This is a genomic window from Streptomyces sp. NPDC002734, assembly GCF_040295685.1.
Classification (GTDB): domain Bacteria; phylum Actinomycetota; class Actinomycetes; order Streptomycetales; family Streptomycetaceae; genus Streptomyces.
The window spans coordinates 183,409-199,593 of the sequence record NZ_JBEOVU010000006.1; the positions used below are offsets into that span (position 1 = coordinate 183,409).

16 protein-coding genes are annotated in these 16,185 nt (G+C 74.7%); 11 read left to right on the forward strand and 5 right to left on the reverse strand.

Translation table 11 applies throughout. The features are described from left to right. Window positions 1–80 precede the first annotated feature (80 nt). From ABT026_RS08280 to mnhG, 6 genes are read left to right on the forward strand one after another with little or no spacing between them, the layout of a single operon-like run. Complete coding sequence (locus ABT026_RS08280; RefSeq protein WP_351113292.1) at window positions 81–3,044, forward strand: Na+/H+ antiporter subunit A; 2,964 nt, start codon at window positions 81–83, stop codon at window positions 3,042–3,044. Beyond that, window positions 3,041–3,472 carry a Na(+)/H(+) antiporter subunit C gene (locus tag ABT026_RS08285; RefSeq protein WP_351113293.1) on the forward strand — a complete coding sequence of 144 codons (432 nt, stop codon included), beginning with the start codon at window positions 3,041–3,043 and terminating at the stop codon, window positions 3,470–3,472. Before ABT026_RS08280 ends, ABT026_RS08285 begins: the two co-directional genes overlap by 4 nt. Next, entirely contained in the window at window positions 3,469–4,989 is a 1,521-nt protein-coding gene (locus ABT026_RS08290; protein WP_351113294.1) for a Na+/H+ antiporter subunit D, read from the forward strand. Before ABT026_RS08285 ends, ABT026_RS08290 begins: the two co-directional genes overlap by 4 nt. Further along, on the forward strand, window positions 4,986–5,558 hold the full coding sequence (locus ABT026_RS08295; RefSeq protein WP_351113295.1) for a Na+/H+ antiporter subunit E: 573 nt from the start codon (window positions 4,986–4,988) through the stop codon (window positions 5,556–5,558). Before ABT026_RS08290 ends, ABT026_RS08295 begins: the two co-directional genes overlap by 4 nt. Beyond that, complete coding sequence (locus ABT026_RS08300) at window positions 5,555–5,821, forward strand: MrpF/PhaF family protein (protein WP_351113296.1); 267 nt, start codon at window positions 5,555–5,557, stop codon at window positions 5,819–5,821. The genes ABT026_RS08295 and ABT026_RS08300 overlap by 4 nt, the downstream gene beginning before the upstream one ends. After that, a complete protein-coding gene (mnhG, locus tag ABT026_RS08305; RefSeq protein WP_351113297.1) occupies window positions 5,818–6,180 on the forward strand; it encodes a monovalent cation/H(+) antiporter subunit G in 363 nt (120 codons plus the stop codon). Before ABT026_RS08300 ends, mnhG begins: the two co-directional genes overlap by 4 nt. A gap of 137 nt (window positions 6,181–6,317) precedes the next feature. Here the strand turns inward: mnhG and ABT026_RS08310 are convergent, their stop codons facing one another. Beyond that, window positions 6,318–6,545, reverse strand: coding sequence for a twin-arginine translocase TatA/TatE family subunit (locus ABT026_RS08310; protein ID WP_351113298.1), 228 nt, complete (start codon window positions 6,543–6,545; stop codon window positions 6,318–6,320). A 121-nt stretch (window positions 6,546–6,666) separates the two neighbouring features. Further along, entirely contained in the window at window positions 6,667–7,083 is a 417-nt protein-coding gene (locus tag ABT026_RS08315) for a VOC family protein (protein ID WP_351113299.1), read from the reverse strand. Between the two features lie 179 nt (window positions 7,084–7,262). Between ABT026_RS08315 and ABT026_RS08320 the strand changes: the two genes are divergently transcribed. Beyond that, window positions 7,263–8,021: an SDR family NAD(P)-dependent oxidoreductase gene (locus ABT026_RS08320; RefSeq protein WP_351113300.1), complete on the forward strand. Its 759-nt coding sequence runs from the start codon at window positions 7,263–7,265 to the stop codon at window positions 8,019–8,021. Window positions 8,022–8,099: 78 nt separating this feature from the next. Here the strand turns inward: ABT026_RS08320 and ABT026_RS08325 are convergent, their stop codons facing one another. The 3 genes from ABT026_RS08325 to ABT026_RS08335 form a co-directional block, all read right to left on the reverse strand. Beyond that, window positions 8,100–9,077 carry an MBL fold metallo-hydrolase gene (locus ABT026_RS08325; protein WP_351113301.1) on the reverse strand — a complete coding sequence of 326 codons (978 nt, stop codon included), beginning with the start codon at window positions 9,075–9,077 and terminating at the stop codon, window positions 8,100–8,102. Window positions 9,078–9,174: 97 nt separating this feature from the next. Further along, window positions 9,175–9,528, reverse strand: coding sequence for a hypothetical protein (locus ABT026_RS08330; protein WP_351113302.1), 354 nt, complete (start codon window positions 9,526–9,528; stop codon window positions 9,175–9,177). 91 nt (window positions 9,529–9,619) lie between these two features. Beyond that, on the reverse strand, window positions 9,620–10,222 hold the full coding sequence (locus ABT026_RS08335; RefSeq protein WP_351113303.1) for a DUF2087 domain-containing protein: 603 nt from the start codon (window positions 10,220–10,222) through the stop codon (window positions 9,620–9,622). Window positions 10,223–10,465: 243 nt separating this feature from the next. Here ABT026_RS08335 and ABT026_RS08340 point away from each other — a divergent pair, with 243 nt between their 5' ends. The 4 genes from ABT026_RS08340 (at window position 10,466) to ABT026_RS08355 (ending at window position 16,144) form a co-directional block, all read left to right on the forward strand. Beyond that, window positions 10,466–11,302 carry an SAM-dependent methyltransferase gene (locus ABT026_RS08340; RefSeq protein ID WP_351113304.1) on the forward strand — a complete coding sequence of 279 codons (837 nt, stop codon included), beginning with the start codon at window positions 10,466–10,468 and terminating at the stop codon, window positions 11,300–11,302. Window positions 11,303–11,870: 568 nt separating this feature from the next. Further along, window positions 11,871–14,411, forward strand: a complete 2,541-nt coding sequence (locus ABT026_RS08345; RefSeq protein ID WP_351113305.1) for a sensor histidine kinase — start codon at window positions 11,871–11,873, stop codon at window positions 14,409–14,411. Window positions 14,412–14,478: 67 nt separating this feature from the next. Further along, window positions 14,479–15,207, forward strand: a complete 729-nt coding sequence (locus ABT026_RS08350; RefSeq protein ID WP_351113307.1) for a response regulator — start codon at window positions 14,479–14,481, stop codon at window positions 15,205–15,207. Between the two features lie 172 nt (window positions 15,208–15,379). Continuing rightward, window positions 15,380–16,144 (forward strand): FadR/GntR family transcriptional regulator, encoded by a 765-nt coding sequence (locus tag ABT026_RS08355; RefSeq protein ID WP_351113308.1) that lies wholly within the window; start codon window positions 15,380–15,382, stop codon window positions 16,142–16,144. Window positions 16,145–16,185 lie beyond the last annotated feature (41 nt).

Here is a 16,185-nt window from a genome sequence, read left to right on the forward strand (position 1 = left end):
GCGGGCGGGGCGAGGTCAGGGCGTTAAGGCTGGGGCGATCAGGGAACCGGAGGCAACACTGCCCAGCGTCCGGAGGTCGCGTGCTCGTCGTCGTGCTCTCGCAGCTGGCGTGCGCCGCCGCGCTGCCCGCCGCCGCGCGGCGCATCGGCCGCGGGGTGTGGGCGGTCGCCGCCCTGGTGCTGGCCGGCTCGCTCGCCTGGCTGCTCACCCGCACGGCCTCCGTGCTGGACGGCACGACGTACACCGAGACCTACGCCTGGTCCCCGGCGCTCGGCCTGGAGATCGCGCTCCGCCTGGACCCGCTCTCCCTGATGATGGCCCTGGTGGTCACCGGCGTCGGCGTCGCCGTGATGACGTACGCCGCCTACTACCACCACCTCGGCCACGGCCGGGAGGCCGGACTGCTCCTGGCGTTCGCCGCGGTGATGCTGGGTCTGGTCCTCGCCGACCACCTGCTGCTGCTCTACGTCTTCTGGGAACTGACCTCCGTCGCCTCCTTCCTGCTGATCGCCGGACGACGGGAGGGCGGCGACCGGCAGCGGGCCGCCGAACAGGCCCTGCTGACCACCGTCGCCGCCGGTCTGGCCATGCTGCTCGGCCTGGTGATGCTCGGCCAGGCGGCGGGCACCTACCGGATCTCCGCCCTGCTCGCCGACCCGCCGCCCCCCGGCGCGACGGTGACCTGCGCCCTGGTCCTGATCCTGGTCGGCGCGTTCGCCAAGTCCGCCCAGTTCCCGCTGCACGCCTGGCTGCCCGCCGCGATGGCCGCGCCCACCTCGGTCAGCGCCTACCTGCACGCCGCCACCATGGTGAAGGCCGGCGTCTATCTCGTCGCCCGGCTGGCCCCCGGCTTCGCGGAGACCACCGCCTGGCGGCCCCTGGTCCTCACGGTCGGCCTGTACACCCTGGTGGTCGGCGCCTGGCGGGCGCTGCGCGAGACCGACATGAAGCGGCTGCTGGCCTACGGCACGGTCAGCGAACTCGGCATGATGATCGCCCTCTTCGGCATGGGCACCCGCACCGGCGCGGTCGCCGGGGCGGTGCTGCTGCTCTCCCACGCGCTGTTCAAGGGCGCGCTGTTCATGGTGGTCGGCATCGTCGACCACCAGACCGGGACCCGCGACCTGCGCGAGCTGTCCGGCCTGGGCCGGGCGCTGCCCGTCCTCGCGGGGGTGGCCCTGCTCGCCGGGGCGTCGATGGCCAAGCTGCCGCCGACGATCGGCTGGATCGCCCAGGACGGCGCCCTCGAGGCCCTGCTGCACGGCGAGATCACCGGCGACGCGTGGGCGACGGCCGCCCTGTGCCTGGGCTCGGTGTTCACCGTCACCTACACCGCCCGCTTCCTTCAGGGCGGCTTCGCGGCCAAGCGCGACCGCGGCCCCAGCGGTCCGGTGGAGGCGCCCCGGCCCCTCTTCCTCGCCCCGGCCGCCGCGCTGGCCCTGCTCGGGCTGGTGGCCGGCATCGGCTACCCGGCGGTCGACGCGCTGACCGCGCCGTACGCCGACCAGTACCCCGAGACCGGCAAGCCCTTCCACGCGGAGCTCTGGCACGGCTGGACCCTCGGCGTGTGGCTGGCGCTGCTGATCGTGGTGCTCGGCCTCGCCCTGCACGCCGCCCGCCGGCCGTTCTCCCGGCTGCTGCGCCGTCTTCCCCGGCTGCCCGACGCCGAGCGCTGCTACCGGCGCATCATGGTCGCCCTGCACCACGGCGCCGTCGTGTTCACCCGGTACACCCAGGTGGGCTCGCTCCCGCTCTACCTGACCGCCATCCTGCTCACCGTCGTCCTGCTCCCGTCGATCGCGGTGCTGCACGAGATGCCGCCGCTGCACGAGATCCGCGCCTGGTACACGCCGGCCGAACTGCCTCTGGCGCTCACCGTGCTGATCGCCGCCGCCGGCGCCGCGGTGATCAAGCACCGGCTCGCCGCCGTCCTGGTCACCGGCGCCGTCGGCTACGCCGTGGCCGGACTGTTCGTGGTGCAGGGCGCGCCCGACCTGGCGCTCACCCAGTTCCTGGTCGAGTCGCTCACCCTGGTCGTGGTGGTCCTGGTGCTGCGCCGGATGCCGTCCCGCTTCACCCCCGCCTCCAGCAGCGTGCTGGGACGCTGGAGCCGGGCCGCGGTCGCCGTCCTCGTCGGGGTGTTCGTCGCCGGGTTCGCGCTGACCGCCCCTCAGGGACGGCAGAACGCCGGACCGGCCGGCGAGTACCTGCGCAAGGTCGGCGAGACCGGCGGCAACAACGTCGTCAACGCGATCATCGTGGACTTCCGCGCCCTGGACACCATGGGCGAGATCGCCGTCCTGATGGTCACCGCCCTCGGCGTCATCAGCCTCATTCGGCTGGGCACCCGGCAGGACGAGAGCAGGCAGGACGAGACCGCGCGGCACGAGACCCCGCAGGACGGGACCGCCAAGGACGGCACCGTGCAGGACGGGGCCGCGGACGCCGGCGGGACCGGCCGGCGCACCGCGCCCGGCGAGCCCAAGGAGCCCTCCGACTTCCCCGCCGCCGCCCGCTGGGACGAGCCCCGCGAACACTGGCTGCCCGGCAGCACCGACCTCCTCGGCGCCGAACGCTCCGTGCTCATGGAGGTCGTCACCCGGCTGCTGTTCCCCTCCATCCTCGTCGTCTCGCTCTTCCTGCTGCTCTCCGGCCACTACCGGCCCGGCGGCGGGTTCGCGGGCGGCCTGGTCGCCGGGCAGGCGTACATCCTGCGGTACGTGGTCGCCGGGTCGGGCGACGTCGAGCGCGCCGTCCCGCTGCGCCCCGGCCACCTGATCGGCACCGGCCTCACCCTGGCCGCCGTCACCGGCCTCGCCCCGCTCGCCTTCGGGCAGCCCCTGCTGACGACCTCCCTGTGGACCTGGCACCTCCCGGTGCTCGGCCAGGTGAAGACCAGCAGCAGCCTCGTCTTCGACATCGGCGTCTACCTGCTGATCCTTGGAGTGATCCTGACCCTGCTCTCGGCCGCCGGCACCTCCCTGCGCGCCCCCGTGCCCCAGCTCGGCACCGGAACCGGCACGGCCGGCGGGAGGCGCCCGTGAGAAGCCTCGACCTCACCATGGCGCTGGTCGTCGGCGGCCTGTTCACGGCCGGCGTCCACCTGCTGCTGCAGCGCTCGCTGATGCGCGTCGTGCTCGGCATCATCCTGCTCGGCCACGGCGCCAACCTGCTGCTCCTGGAGGCCGGCGGGCCCCTCGGCGACCCGCCCGTCGTCACCGGCGGCGGCCGTGACGTCGACGTCAGCGCCTACTCCGACCCGCTGCCGCAGGCCATGGCGCTCACCGCGATCGTCATCACCTTCGGCGTCACCACCTTCCTGCTCGCCCTCTCCCACCGCTCCTGGCGGCTCACCGGCCACGACGAGGTGCAGGACGACCCGGAGGACCGGCGGATCGGCGACGTGGGGGAGCGCGCCGACGACGACCCCACGCCGCACCTGCCGGCCGACGACCGGGGTGACGCCGGATGATCCTCGCCCTGGTCGCCGTCCCCGTGCTGGTCCCGCTGCTCGCGGCCGGCCTCTCCCTGATCGTGTCCGCCAGCACCGACCGGCAGCGCACCGTCACCCTCACCGCGCTCGCCGTCGTCCTGGCCGACGCGATCGCGCTGCTCGTGATGGTCGAACGGGACGGCACCGTGGTGGTGGCCGCCGGGGACTGGGCGCCGCCGGTGGGCATCGTGCTGGTCGCCGACCTGCTCGCCACGATGCTGCTGGCGCTGGCCGTGCTGGTCGCCCTCGCGGTGCTGCTCTTCGCCGTCGGGCAGGACAACGCCGACCGCGGACCCGGCATCACCGTGCCCTACCACCCGTCCTACCTGGTGCTGGTGGCCGGCATCGCGCTGGCCTTCCTGGCGGGCGACCTGTTCAACCTGTTCGTCGCCTTCGAGATGCTGCTCTCCGCGTCCTACGTGCTGATCACCCTCGACGCGGGCGCCGGGCGGGTGCGGGCCGGCATGACGTACGTGATCACCAGCCTCACCTCGTCGCTGCTGTTCATCACCGCCCTCGGCCTGGTCTACTCGGCCGCCGGCACGGTCAACCTCGCCGACCTGGCCGTCCAGGCGGAACGGCTGCCGCCGGGGCTGCGCACCGCGCTGAGCCTGATGCTGCTGGTGGTCTTCGGCATCAAGGCAGCCGTGGTGCCGCTGCACTTCTGGCTGCCGGACAGCTATCCCACCGCGCCCGCCCCGATCACCGCCGTCTTCGCGGCCCTGCTCACCAAGGTCGGCGTGTACGCGATGGTGCGCACCGAGAGCCTGGTCTTCCCGCGGGACGGCGCCTGGTGGGTGGCGACCGTGCTGGCGGTGGCCACCATGTTCGTCGGCATCCTCGGCGCCGTCGCCCAGGACGACATCAACCGCCTGCTGTCCTTCACCCTGGTCAGCCACGTCGGCTTCATGATCTTCGGCCTGGCGCTCTCCGACGTCGCCGGACTCACCGGCACGATCCTGTACATCCTCCACCACATCACCGTGCAGGCCACCCTCTTCCTGGTGGCCGGCCTGATCGTCAACGCTGCCGGGACGGCCGAACTCTCCCGGATGGAACGCGGGGAGGGAGCCCGCCGGGTGCACCCCCTCACCGGGGTGCTCTTCCTGCTCGGCGCGCTCAGCATGGCCGGCGTGCCGCCGCTGTCCGGCTTCATCGCGAAGTTCGCGCTGCTGCGGGCCGCCGCCGCGCACGGCGGGGTCGCGGCCTGGCTGCTGGCCGGGGCGGCGCTGGTCACCAGCGTGCTCACCCTGTACGCCATGGTCCGGGTGTGGCGCGGGGCGTTCGCCCCCGGACAGGGCGACCCGCTCCCGCTGCGGGGCCGGCCCGGCATGATGCTGACCATGTCCGCGGCCGTCGCCATGGGCCTGACCGGACTCGGCCTCGCGGTGGCCGCGGGACCGCTGGCCGACCTGGGCGAGCGGGCCGCCACCGAACTGGTGGAGCCGGGCGGATACCGCACCGCCGTGCTGACCGGGGACGGTGACGGCCGGTGAACCGCTCCCTGCTGCGCCGACTGCCCGCGCTGCTGTGGCTGTGGGTGCTGTGGATCCTGCTCTGGTCCACGCCCAGCCCAATGGTGATCGTCGGCGGCCTGCTCGTCGCCCTGTCGGTGCTCGCCGTCTCGCGCTTCCCGGCGGTCTCCCGGCAGATGACGGTGCGCCCTTTGCGGCTGGTCGCCCTGTGCGGGCGGCTGGTCGCCAACCTCGTCGTCTCCGCCACCGCGGTCGCCTGGGCGGCTGTACGGCACGGGCCCCGGGTGCGGGCCGCGATCGTGGAGATGCCGCTCGACGCGGACAGCGACCTGCTGGTGACCCTCGCCACGCTCCTCACCAACGTCTCACCCGGCAGCCTGGTGCTGGAGATCGACCGCCGCCGCGGCGTGCTCTACGTCCACGTCCTGCTGGTCGCCGCCTCCGGTGAGGCCGACGTGGCCCGCCGCAAGCTGCTCGCCAACGAGCGCCGGCTGGTGGCCGCGCTGGGGCGCGACGGCCCGGACGCCGTGCCGCCGCCTCCACCGTCCTCGCCCCCGCCCACGTCCCCGTCCCGGAAGGACGACTCGTGACCGTCGTCTACTACGTCGTGTTCGCCCTGCTCGGCCTCTCGTCCCTGCTGACGGTGGTGCGGCTGGTGAAGGGGCCGGGGGTGCTGGACCGCATCGTCACCCTGGACGTGCTTGTCACCCTGTTCGCGGCCGGCATCGCCGCGGAGGCCGCGCGGCGCGAGGACGGCACGGGGCTGCCGGTGCTGCTCGCCGTCACCCTGCTGGCCTTCGTTGGCTCGGTCACCGCGGCGCACCTGGTGGAGAAGCGGGAGGGCATGCGGTGAGCGTCTTCCTGGACGTGGCCTCGGCGGTGCTGCTGATCGGCGGGGCGCTGTTCTGCCTGCTGGCCTCGGTCGGCGTGCTCCGCTTCCCCGACGCGGTGTGCCGGCTGCACGCCGCGGCCAAGGCCCAGACGCTGGGGCTGCTGATGATCCTGCTGGGCGCGGCGCTGCAGAACGCGCCCCGGTACGCGGTGCCGCTCGCCCTGGTGGCGTTGTTCCAGCTGCTCACCATCCCGGTGACCGGGCAGATCGTGGGCCGCACCACCTACCGCACGTCCTCGCTGGCCGAGGCCTCGCTCACCGAGGACGCGCTGGCCCGCCGGCTGCCGCCGGAGGAACGCCTCCCGAGCCCGGACGACTGACCGGCCGGCCGGGGCGGGTTCCGGGGGCGCCCGGTGCGGTCAGGCCCTCTCGCCGGGTGTGCCGGGTGTGCCGGGGCCCATCGGTGTGCGGTCGGGCCGCGGCGGTCCGGTGTGCGGCGCCGGCCGGGTGGCGGGCGTCAGGCTCCGGCGGTCGGGTTGCCCGGGGCCGCGGTGTCGCGGGAGACGACCTCGCCCTGGACGATCTTCGGCTCGCCGGGGGCGGGCGTGTCCTTCAGGGCACGCGACTCCGCCTTGAGGATGCGGGCCGACCTGCCCGCCGAACGGACCACGTCCGGCAGCCTCTTCGCCGCGAGGACGGCGGCGACGACGAGCAGGAGGAGGGCGAGCTCGCTCAGTCCGAACATGGGATCCCGTTCTGTGATCGGTGGGGCGGGCAGGGGACCGCGCCGTCGGAGAATGTACCCGGCGGGGTCTCCCTGCCTACGCCCCGTCCGCGTAACGGGGCCGCGTACCGGGGCGGCCCGCTCAGCCGAGGCCGTTGGCCTTGAGCCACTCAGGGTCGGGGGCGACCGGCTGGAGCACCTCGACCAGCAGCCCGTCGGGCCCGGCCACCTGGAACCGCCGCTGCCCCCACGGCTCGGTCACCAGGTCCATCACCACCTCGAGCCCGGCGGAGGCCAGCCGCCGGTGCTCCGCGTCCACGTCCTCCACCAGGAACGCCAGCAGCGCGCCGACGACCTCCCTGCCGCGGGCCGCCTTCGGCCACGACTCGTGGTCCGCGCGGACGAAGTCCAGGCTGTACTGAGGGTGCCGCGGGTGCTGGGTGTTCACGTACCAGCCGAGGTCGATGTTCACCGTGAACCCGAAGTGCTCGGCGAACCAGGCGGCGGCGGCCGCCGGATCCTTCGCGGCGTACGCGGTGCCCACCATCGTGACCTGCATCCGTGATCCCTTTCCTCGGTGACGGGCTGTCAGGCTAGGGCCTGGAGCGCGGCCACGGGGCGACTTCACGCAAAACCATGATCGATTGGCGTCGGCACCCGGTGCCGGGCGGTCCAGGCGGCCTGCGACCACGGCGCCCGGACGGGGCCGCGCCCGGGCGGTCCCACCGGCCTGCGAGCATGGCGCGCATGACAGGCACGACAGCATCCGCACCCCTGATCACCGTCGTCACCGGAGGCAGCCGCGGCATCGGCGCGGCGGTCTGCCGCCGCCTCGCCGCCGAGGGCCACGACCTGGTGATCGGCTACCGCTCCGACGCGGACGCCGCCGAACGCGTGGCGGCCGACGTCTCCGCGCTCGGCGTCCGGGCCGTCCCGGTCGCCGTCGACACCTCGGACGCGGCCTCGGTGGACCGGCTCTTCGACACCGCGGCACAGCGGCTCGGAACGGTCACCGGCCTGGTGAACAACGCGGGCGTCAGCGGCCCGCTGGGCCGGCTCGCCGACGCCGACCCGGAGGGCATGCGCGACGCGCTGGGCGTCAACGTCCTCGGCTACCTGCTCTGCGCCCGGCGTGCCGTCCGGGAGATGACCGCCGCGTCGGGCGGCGCGATCGTCAACATCTCCTCCGCCGCGGCGACCCTCGGCAGCCCCGGCGAGTACGTCCACTACGCGGCGGCCAAGGCGGCCGTGGACACGATGACGGTGGGGCTGGCCAAGGAGGTCGCCGCCGACGGCATCCGGGTCAACTGCGTCGCCCCGGGCACCGTGTGGACCGAGTTCCACGCCGACCCGCAACGCCCCGCGTGGATGGGCGAGACCACCCCGATGGGCCGCTCCGGGCAGCCGGAGGAGATCGCCGGGGCGGTGGCCTGGCTGATGTCGGACGACGCGTCGTACACGACGGGCGCGGTGCTGCGGGTGGCCGGCGGGCGGTAGGCCCACCGCCCCGCAGGGCACGGCGGCGCCCCGCAGGGCACGCACCGCCCCGCAGGGCACGCACCGCCCCGCGGGACCTCAGCGGCCGGACAGGTCCCAGGCCAGCTGGGCCACCTGCTGCATGACCGGCAGCATCCCCGGGTGGTCGCCGTCGTCCAGGTGGCGGTACTCGCTGCCGATGGTGATGACGAGCCGCTCGGGGAGGCCGAGTTCGGGGTAGTTGCCCTCGGCTATCACCCGGCGGGCGGCCTCGGCGGCGGGGACGCCCGCGGCGTGGAAGGCGTGCGCCCGCTCGGCGACGTACTCCAGGTAGCCGATGTGCACCTTGAGCCCGGCCGCGCTCAGCACCGGGCCGTGGCCCGGCACGAAGGTCCGCGCCCCGGTGGCCAGGAACCGTTCGCAGGAGGCGATCAGGTTGCCCAGCGGGCCCGCCCAGTGCGACGGGTGGTCGCCGGGCTGCGCGGCCGTGCTGCCGAACACCACGTCACCGGTGAACACCACGCCCTGCTCCGGCAGATGGACGAACAGGTCGCCGACCGTGTGCCCGGGCGGCAGCGAGGCGAGACGGACCGTGTGCCGGCCCACCGTCAGTTCGTGCTCGCCGGTGAACGTCTCGGTCACCGCGGGCAGTTCGGTCGCCGACCAGTCGAAGACCCCGAAGTGCTGCCGGACGTACGCGCCCCAGGGCGTCGCCGGGTCCACCGCCCCGGCCAGCGCGTGCAGTTGGTCCGGCGTGGGCTCCAGGCACAGGTGCGCCCGGGCCGCGTCGGTGGCGACGACCTGGGCCTCGGGCAGCACGCAGGCGCCCCACAGGTGGTCGCCGTTGGCGTGCGTGACGACCACCCGGTCGACGTCCGCCCCTGGGGGCAGCAGTTGACGGCTGGTGGCCAGGAACTCACCTGCCAGCCGCCGGTCGTAGGGGCTGTCGATCCACAGCGCGGAGTCCTCACCCACCAGCAGCCCGCAGTTGGCCAGGCCCCATCCGCGCCGCCCGGGCAGAAGGGCGTACAGCCCCGCGCCGAGTTCCGTCAGGGGCCCTCCGTGCGTGATCGTCATGCCACGCGATTATGCAGACGCCCAGGACTTCCACCACCGCGCCGGGCGGCGGTTGGCCGGAACTCGCCTCCCGCCCCACCCGCCCCACCGGCCTCCCTCAGGCCCCGCTGCCCACCCACCGCACCGCCGCCGCGACCCCGACCAACAGTGCAGGCGTCAGCCACCACCACCGCATCACCTCACGCACCGACGGCGCCAGCCACAGCGCCCCGACCGCGCCCGCCGAGAGGATGGCCAATACGCACCCCAGTTCGATCCCTCCGTGCGCCGCCTCGTCCCACGGCCCGTCCGGCCGCGTCACGAGGGCCAGCCAGAGGAAGAACCCGGCGACGAGGGTCAGCAGCACCACCGGCACGGCGAACAGCACCTGCAGGGCGGTCCGGTCGTCGTCGGGGTGATGGGGCCGGTCGTCGGCCGGGTGGTGGACGTGCGCGTCGTGCGTCGGCTCCATCGGCGGATCGCGTTCCTTGCCTGGTCGAGATGGTCGGTGAACCGGGCGTCGTCGGCCTGTGGGACCGCCGGGCCGTCGGGCTGCCGGCCCGTCAGTCGGAGAGCGCCGCCGGGGCGTCGTCGGCGCGGCGGCGGTAGACGCCGTCGTGGCGGTCGAGGTGGCCGAGGTCGACGAGGTAGCGGCGGAGGGTCACATGGTCGACGGGGGCGTCCTCGGCGCACCAGGCGGCGAGGCGCTCGTTCACCGCGCGTTCCGGGTAGGCGACGTCGACGTCGAAGGAACGCTCGGCGATGTGGCGCAGGACCTGCCGCTTGCGGTCCCAGCGGGCGGGCAGGCGCACCAGGCGCCCGTCGCGCACGAAGGTGCCCAGCAGGGACTCGGTCGCCGCGTCGCCCGTGCCGTGGTCGACGGCCGGGGCCGCCGGGCGGCGCGCGGCCTCGCGCAGCCGGGCGTACGCGACGGCGAGCCCCGCCGCCTCCTGCGCCAGCGCCCCGCCGTCCACCAGCCGCTGCACGGCCTGCACCGCGTCCTTCCGCCGGACCCCGGCGTCCTCCGCGGCCTCGGTGGCGGTTCGCGCCCCGAGCGCCACGGCGGCGAACACCTGGGCCCGGGTCGTGTCGGCGAGCAGGCGGACGAGATCGGGCGTGTCGGAGGCGTCGGCCGCCTCGGTCGCGTCGGAGGGTGCGGAGCTCATGACGGGTCCTTCCTGGCGGTCGCGGGCGGCGACCGCGACGGCGGGGGGGGGCGACGGTCCGTCCACGATGCCCCGCCGAGGGCGCCCGCCGCCTCCGGTTTTCGGCGGGGACGTCCGGCGCCGGGCCCGCAGCGGGCGCCCCCGGATCGCCGACCCTGCGGCGGTGGCGCCCCAACGCGCCTAGAATTCCTGCCGATTGATCACGTCACCGTTCACCGTTCCGCCCACCCCGGGGAGTCCGCCATGTCCGGAGCCGACAGCACGCCCACCACGTCCAGCACGCCCGACGTCCCCAGGATCGACACCAGCAAGCCCCACCCGGCCCGGATGTACGACTGGATGCTCGGGGGCAAGGACAACTACCCGGTCGACGAGGAACTGGCCCGGTACATGCTCACCATCGAGCCGAACCTGCCGCTGATGGCGAAGATGAACCGCGGCTTCATGCACCGCTCCACCCGCTGGCTGGCGGAGCAGGGCATCCGGCAGTACCTGGACATCGGCACCGGCATACCGACCGAGCCCAACCTGCACCAGATCGCCCAGCGGACGGCGCCCGAGAGCCGGGTGGTCTACTGCGACAACGACCCGATCGTCCTCGCCCACGCCGAGGCGCTGCTGCGCGGCACCCCCGAGGGCGCGGTCGAGTTCCTGCACGCGGACGCCCGGGAGATCGACGTCGTCCTGGAGAAGGCCGCCAAGGTGCTGGACTTCAGCCGGCCGGTCGCCATCTCGCTGATCGCGCTGCTCCACTTCGTGAGCGACGAGGACGGCGCCGTCCGGCTGATCGAGCGGGTCAAGGAGGCGCTGAGCCCGGGGAGTTACCTGGTGCTGTCGCACTTCACCACCGACTTTCACTCGGAGGAGCAGGTGCGCGAGGCCACCGCCACGGCAGGCGCCCGGGGCTACAACGCCAGCCCGCGCAGCCGAGAGCAGTTCACGCGGTTCTTCGACGGCCTGGAACTGATGGAGCCCGGCGTGGTGCTCGCCGAACAGTGGCACCCCGAGCTGGGCGAGCCGGTCCCGGGGCAGGGGGACACCATCAGTTCCTCCTACGCGGCGGTCGCCCGCCGCGCCTGATCCGGGGCCCGTACGGGATTCGTCCGATGTTCCCCCGGGACCCGTCGGCCACCCCTCGGAGCGGGCAGGGGGTCCGTTCTGCCCCGCCGGGATCCGTCAGGGCCCGCCCGGACCCCGTCCAGGCCACCGGCACCCGCCTGGTGTCGTCGTGCCGAGGCGCGGGCGCCCCCCGGGCGAGCCTGCGCGTCCCCGGGGTCCGTCGGTCATCCGCCGGGGCGGGCGGGTACGGGTCCGTCCCGACCTCCGGGGCCCGCCCGGACCCGCCCGGAGTGGTCCGGCTCCTCGGCACCCGTCCGAGATCGGTCCTAGCCCCCGGGCCGCTCCTGGATCCCCGGGCCGGGTCCCTGGACCCGCCTGGCCCGCGGCGCCCGCCTGGCCCGCGGCGCTGAGGCGGCCCCGGGCGGGCCCGCGGTGATGAGGCGGGCCCGGCGGCCCGCGGCGGCGTCCCGCCCCCCCCGCACCGTCACCCGCCCCCGCGCGGCCCCGCACCCCTCCCCGCCCTCGCCGGCCCGCAGCCTCCACACTGGAGGGGACGCGCTGTCGAGCGAGAAGCAGAGGGACCAGCCGCATGACCCCCGCCCGCGGACGACTCCGCATCTACCTGGGCGCCGCCCCCGGCGTGGGCAAGACCTGCGCCATGCTCGACGAGGCGCACCGCCGGGCGGAGCGCGGCACGGACTGCGTGGTCGCCGTCGTGGAACACCGGGACCGCCCCCGCACCGCGCAGCGGCTGGAAGGGCTGGAGACGGTGCCGCGCCGCCCGGACGGCGAGGTGGACGTCGCGGCCGTGCTGCGCCGGGCCCCCGCCGTCGCGCTGGTCGACGACCTGGCGCACACCAACGCCCCGGGCGGCCCGCGCTCGAAGCGGTGGCAGGACGTGGCCGAGCTCCTCGACGCGGGCATCGAGGTGATCACCACCGTCAACATCCAGCACCTGGAGTCCCTGGGCGACCTGGTGGAGTCGATCACCGGCGTGCGCGAGAGCGACACCGTGCCCGACGAGGTGGTGCGCCGCGCCGACCAGATCGAGCTGGTCGACATGTCGCCTCCCGCACTGCGCCGCCGTCTGGCCCACGGCAACGTGTATCCGCCGGACCGGATCGACGCCCGCGTCTCGCACTACTTCCGCCTCGGCAACCTCACCGCTCTGCGCGAGCTGGCGCTGCTGTGGGTGGCCGACCGCGTCGACGAGTACCTGACCCGCTACCGCAGCGAGCACCGGGTGTCCGCCGTGTGGGGCTCCCGCGAGCGCATCGTGGTCGGGCTGACCGGCGGGCCCGAGGGCCGCACCCTGATCCGGCGGGCCGCCCGGCTCGCCGAGAAGGGGGCCGGCGGCGAGGTGCTCGCCGTGCACATCGCCAGCCGCGACGGCCTGCCGGCCGCTCCGCCCCGGGAGCTCGCCCTCCAGCGGACCCTGGTCGAGGAACTGGGCGGCACCTTCCACCACGTCGTCGGCGAGGACGTCCCCGGCGCCCTGCTGGAGTTCGCCCGCGGGGTGAACGCCACCCAGATCGTGCTCGGCGTCTCCCGGCGCAAGGCCTGGCAGTACGTCCTGGGCCCCGGCGTCAGCTCGACGGTCGCCCGCGACTCCGGGACCGACATCGACGTCCACCTGGTCACCCACGCCGAGGCCGGCAAGGGCCGCGGCCTGCCGATGGCGCGCGGCAGCCGGCTCGGCCGGTCCCGGACGGTGGCCGGCTGGGTGACCGGCGTCGTGGGCCCGGGCCTGCTCACCCTCCTGCTGCTGGCCGTCGGCTCGGCAGGCCCCCTCGGGCTGGCCAACGAGATGCTGCTCTTCCTCGCCCTGACCGTCGCCGCCGCGCTGCTGGGCGGACTGCTGCCCGCGCTGGCGTCCGCGGCGGTCGGCACGGTGCTGCTCAACTGGTTCTTCACCCCGCCGGAGGGAACCCTCAGCATCTCCGAGCCGCACAACGTGCTCGCCCTCGCGGTCTTCGTGTCGGTCGCCGTCGCCGTCGCCTCCGCCGTCGACCTGGCCGCACGCCGCACCCAGCAGGCGGTACGGCTGCGCGCCGAGGCGGAGATCCTCTCCTACCTCGCGGGCAGCCTGCTGGGCGGCGGCAGCGGGCTCCAGGCACTCCTGGAACGGGTCCGGGAGACCTTCTCCCTCCAGTCGGCCGCCCTGCTGGAACGCGAGGAGACGGACGCCCGGTGGACCTGCGCCGGCAGCGTCGGACCGGGGCCGGTGGCGGTCCGTCCGGAGGACGCCGACGTCGAGGTGCCGGTGGGGGACCGGATGGCGCTGGCGCTGTCCGGCCGGGTGCTGCCCGCCGAGGACCGCCGCGTGCTCGCCGCCTTCGGCGCGCAGGCCGCCGTCGCCCTCCAGCACCAGCGGCTGCGGCGCGAGGCGGAACAGGCCCGCGAGCTCGCCGAGGGCAACCGGATCCGCACCGCGCTGCTGGCCGCCGTCAGCCACGACCTGCGCACCCCGCTCGCCGGGATCAAGGCGTCGGTCTCCTCGCTGCGGTCGGAGGACGTGGAGTGGTCCGAGGAGGACAGGGCCGAGCTGCTCGCCGCCATCGAGGACGGCGCCGACCGGCTGCACCAGCTGGTCGGCAACCTGCTCGACATGTCCCGGCTGCACACCGGCACCGTCGCCCCGCTGATCCGCGAGATCGACCTCGACGAGGTGGTGCCCAAGGCGCTCGCCGGGGTGCCGCACGAGCAGGTGGACCGGGTGGTGCTGGACGTGCCCGAGTCGCTGCCGATGGTCGCCGTCGACCCGGGGCTGCTGGAGCGGGTGGTCGCCAACGTGGTGGAGAACGCCGTCAAGTACAGCCCCGACCCCGCTCCCGTGCGGGTGTCGGCCAGCGCGCACGGCGACCGCGTGGAACTGCGGGTGGTGGACCGCGGGCCGGGCGTCCCCGACGAGACCAAGGAGCGGATGTTCGCGCCGTTCCAGCGGCTCGGGGACGCCCCGCGCGGCGTCGGGGTCGGGCTCGGTCTCGCCGTGGCCCGGGGCTTCGCCGAGGCGATGGGCGGGGCGCTCGCCGCCGAGGACACCCCCGGCGGCGGGCTGACCATGGTCCTCACCCTTCCGGCCGCACGCACGGGGGTGGCCGGGGGAGCGGCGGCCGGGGAGCGCGCGTAGTCTCCCGGAGGACCGGTGAGCAGCGCCGGGCCGGGCGACCGGAGCGAGACGGAGAGAGGCGACCGCGATGCCGCGCAGCACGGGGGAGGCGGCCCGCAGGGCCGGGCCGACCCGGGTACTGGTGGTCGACGACGAGCCGCAGATGGCGCGGGCGCTCGTCATCAACCTCAAGGCGCGCCAGTACGCGGTGGACGTCGCCGCCGACGGCGCGCAGGCGCTGCGGCTGGCCGCGGAACGCCACCCCGACGTGGTGCTCCTCGACCTGGGGCTGCCCGACATGGACGGCGTCGAGGTGCTGCGGGGCCTGCGCGGCTGGACCCGGGTCCCGGTGATCGTGCTGTCCGCGCGGCACAGCAGCGACGAGAAGGTGTCGGCGCTGGACGCCGGGGCCGACGACTACGTCACCAAGCCGTTCGGCATGGACGAGCTGATGGCGCGGGTGAGGGCCGCGGTGCGGCGCGCCGAGCCGGTCGGGGCGGAGGACGCCCCGGAGGAGGGCGTCGTCGAGGCCGGCGACTTCACCGTCGACCTGCGGGCCAAGAAGGTCAGCCGGGACGGCCGGGACGTGCGGCTCACCCCGACCGAGTGGCACCTGCTGGAGATCCTCATCGGCAGCTCCGGGCGCCTGGTGAGCCAGAAGCAGCTGCTCCAGGAGGTGTGGGGGCCGACGTACACCCGCGAGACCAACTACCTGCGCGTCTACATGGCCCAGCTGCGCCGCAAGCTCGAGCCGGACCCCTCGCACCCGCGGCACTTCATCACCGAACCGGGCATGGGGTACCGGTTCGAGTACTGATCCCGCGCGTACCGGCTGATCGGCACCAGCTGTTCGGCACCGGCTGTCCGTACCGGCCGTTCGATACCGGCCGTTTGGTCCTACCATTGCGTCTCTGTGACATATTGGGGACCGGCGGACCGCGACACCACGGGGTCCGGCCGCGGGGACGGTCCGAGAGGGAGTCAGCTACATGTCGGTCGAGTGGCAGCCGGTGCGGCAGGCCCGTACGCACGAACTGGTGCTGCAGAGCATCGAGGAGCGGGTGTTCACCGGCGACCTCAAGGCCGGCGACCGGCTGCCGCCCGAGCGGGAACTGGCGCCGGTGATGGGCGTCAGCCGCTCCGCCCTGCGTGAGGCGCTGCGGGTGCTGGAGACGATAGGCGTGCTGGTCGCCCAGCAGGGCCGGGGCCCGGACGCCGGCGCGCGGATCGTGCGCAACCCGGACGACGCGCTGGGCCGGCTGCTGCGGCTGCACTTCGCGCTCGGCAGCTACAGCCTGGAGGACGTCCTGGAGGCCCGGGTGACGCTGGAGCGCTCCAGCTTCCAGGCCTCCGCCGGGAACGCCTCGCCCGAGGAGCTCGCCGAGGCCGAGGACGTGCTCTCCCGGATGCGTGCACCGGGCATCGGCGTCGACGAGTACAACGAACTGGACACCCGGTTCCACGTCCTGTTCGCCCGGGCGTCGGGGAACCGGCTGACCTCCACCCTCACCTCCGCGGTGCGGGAGTCGGTGCGTCCGCTGATCCTGCGGGCGCTGGAGTCGACCGAGGACTGGCCGGCGACGGCCGACGCCCTCACCGCCGAGCACGCGGACCTGCTGCGGCTGGTGCGGTCCGGCGACGGCGCGGCCGCCGCCGACCTGGTGGAGCGGCACATCCGCGGCTTCCACGGCACCCTCGTCGACGAGAAGCCCGAGCAGCGGGCCGACGAGGACCCGGAGACCGGCGACGCCTGAGCGGCGGGCCGGGCCGGGCTCCGCGTCCCGGCCCGCCGCCG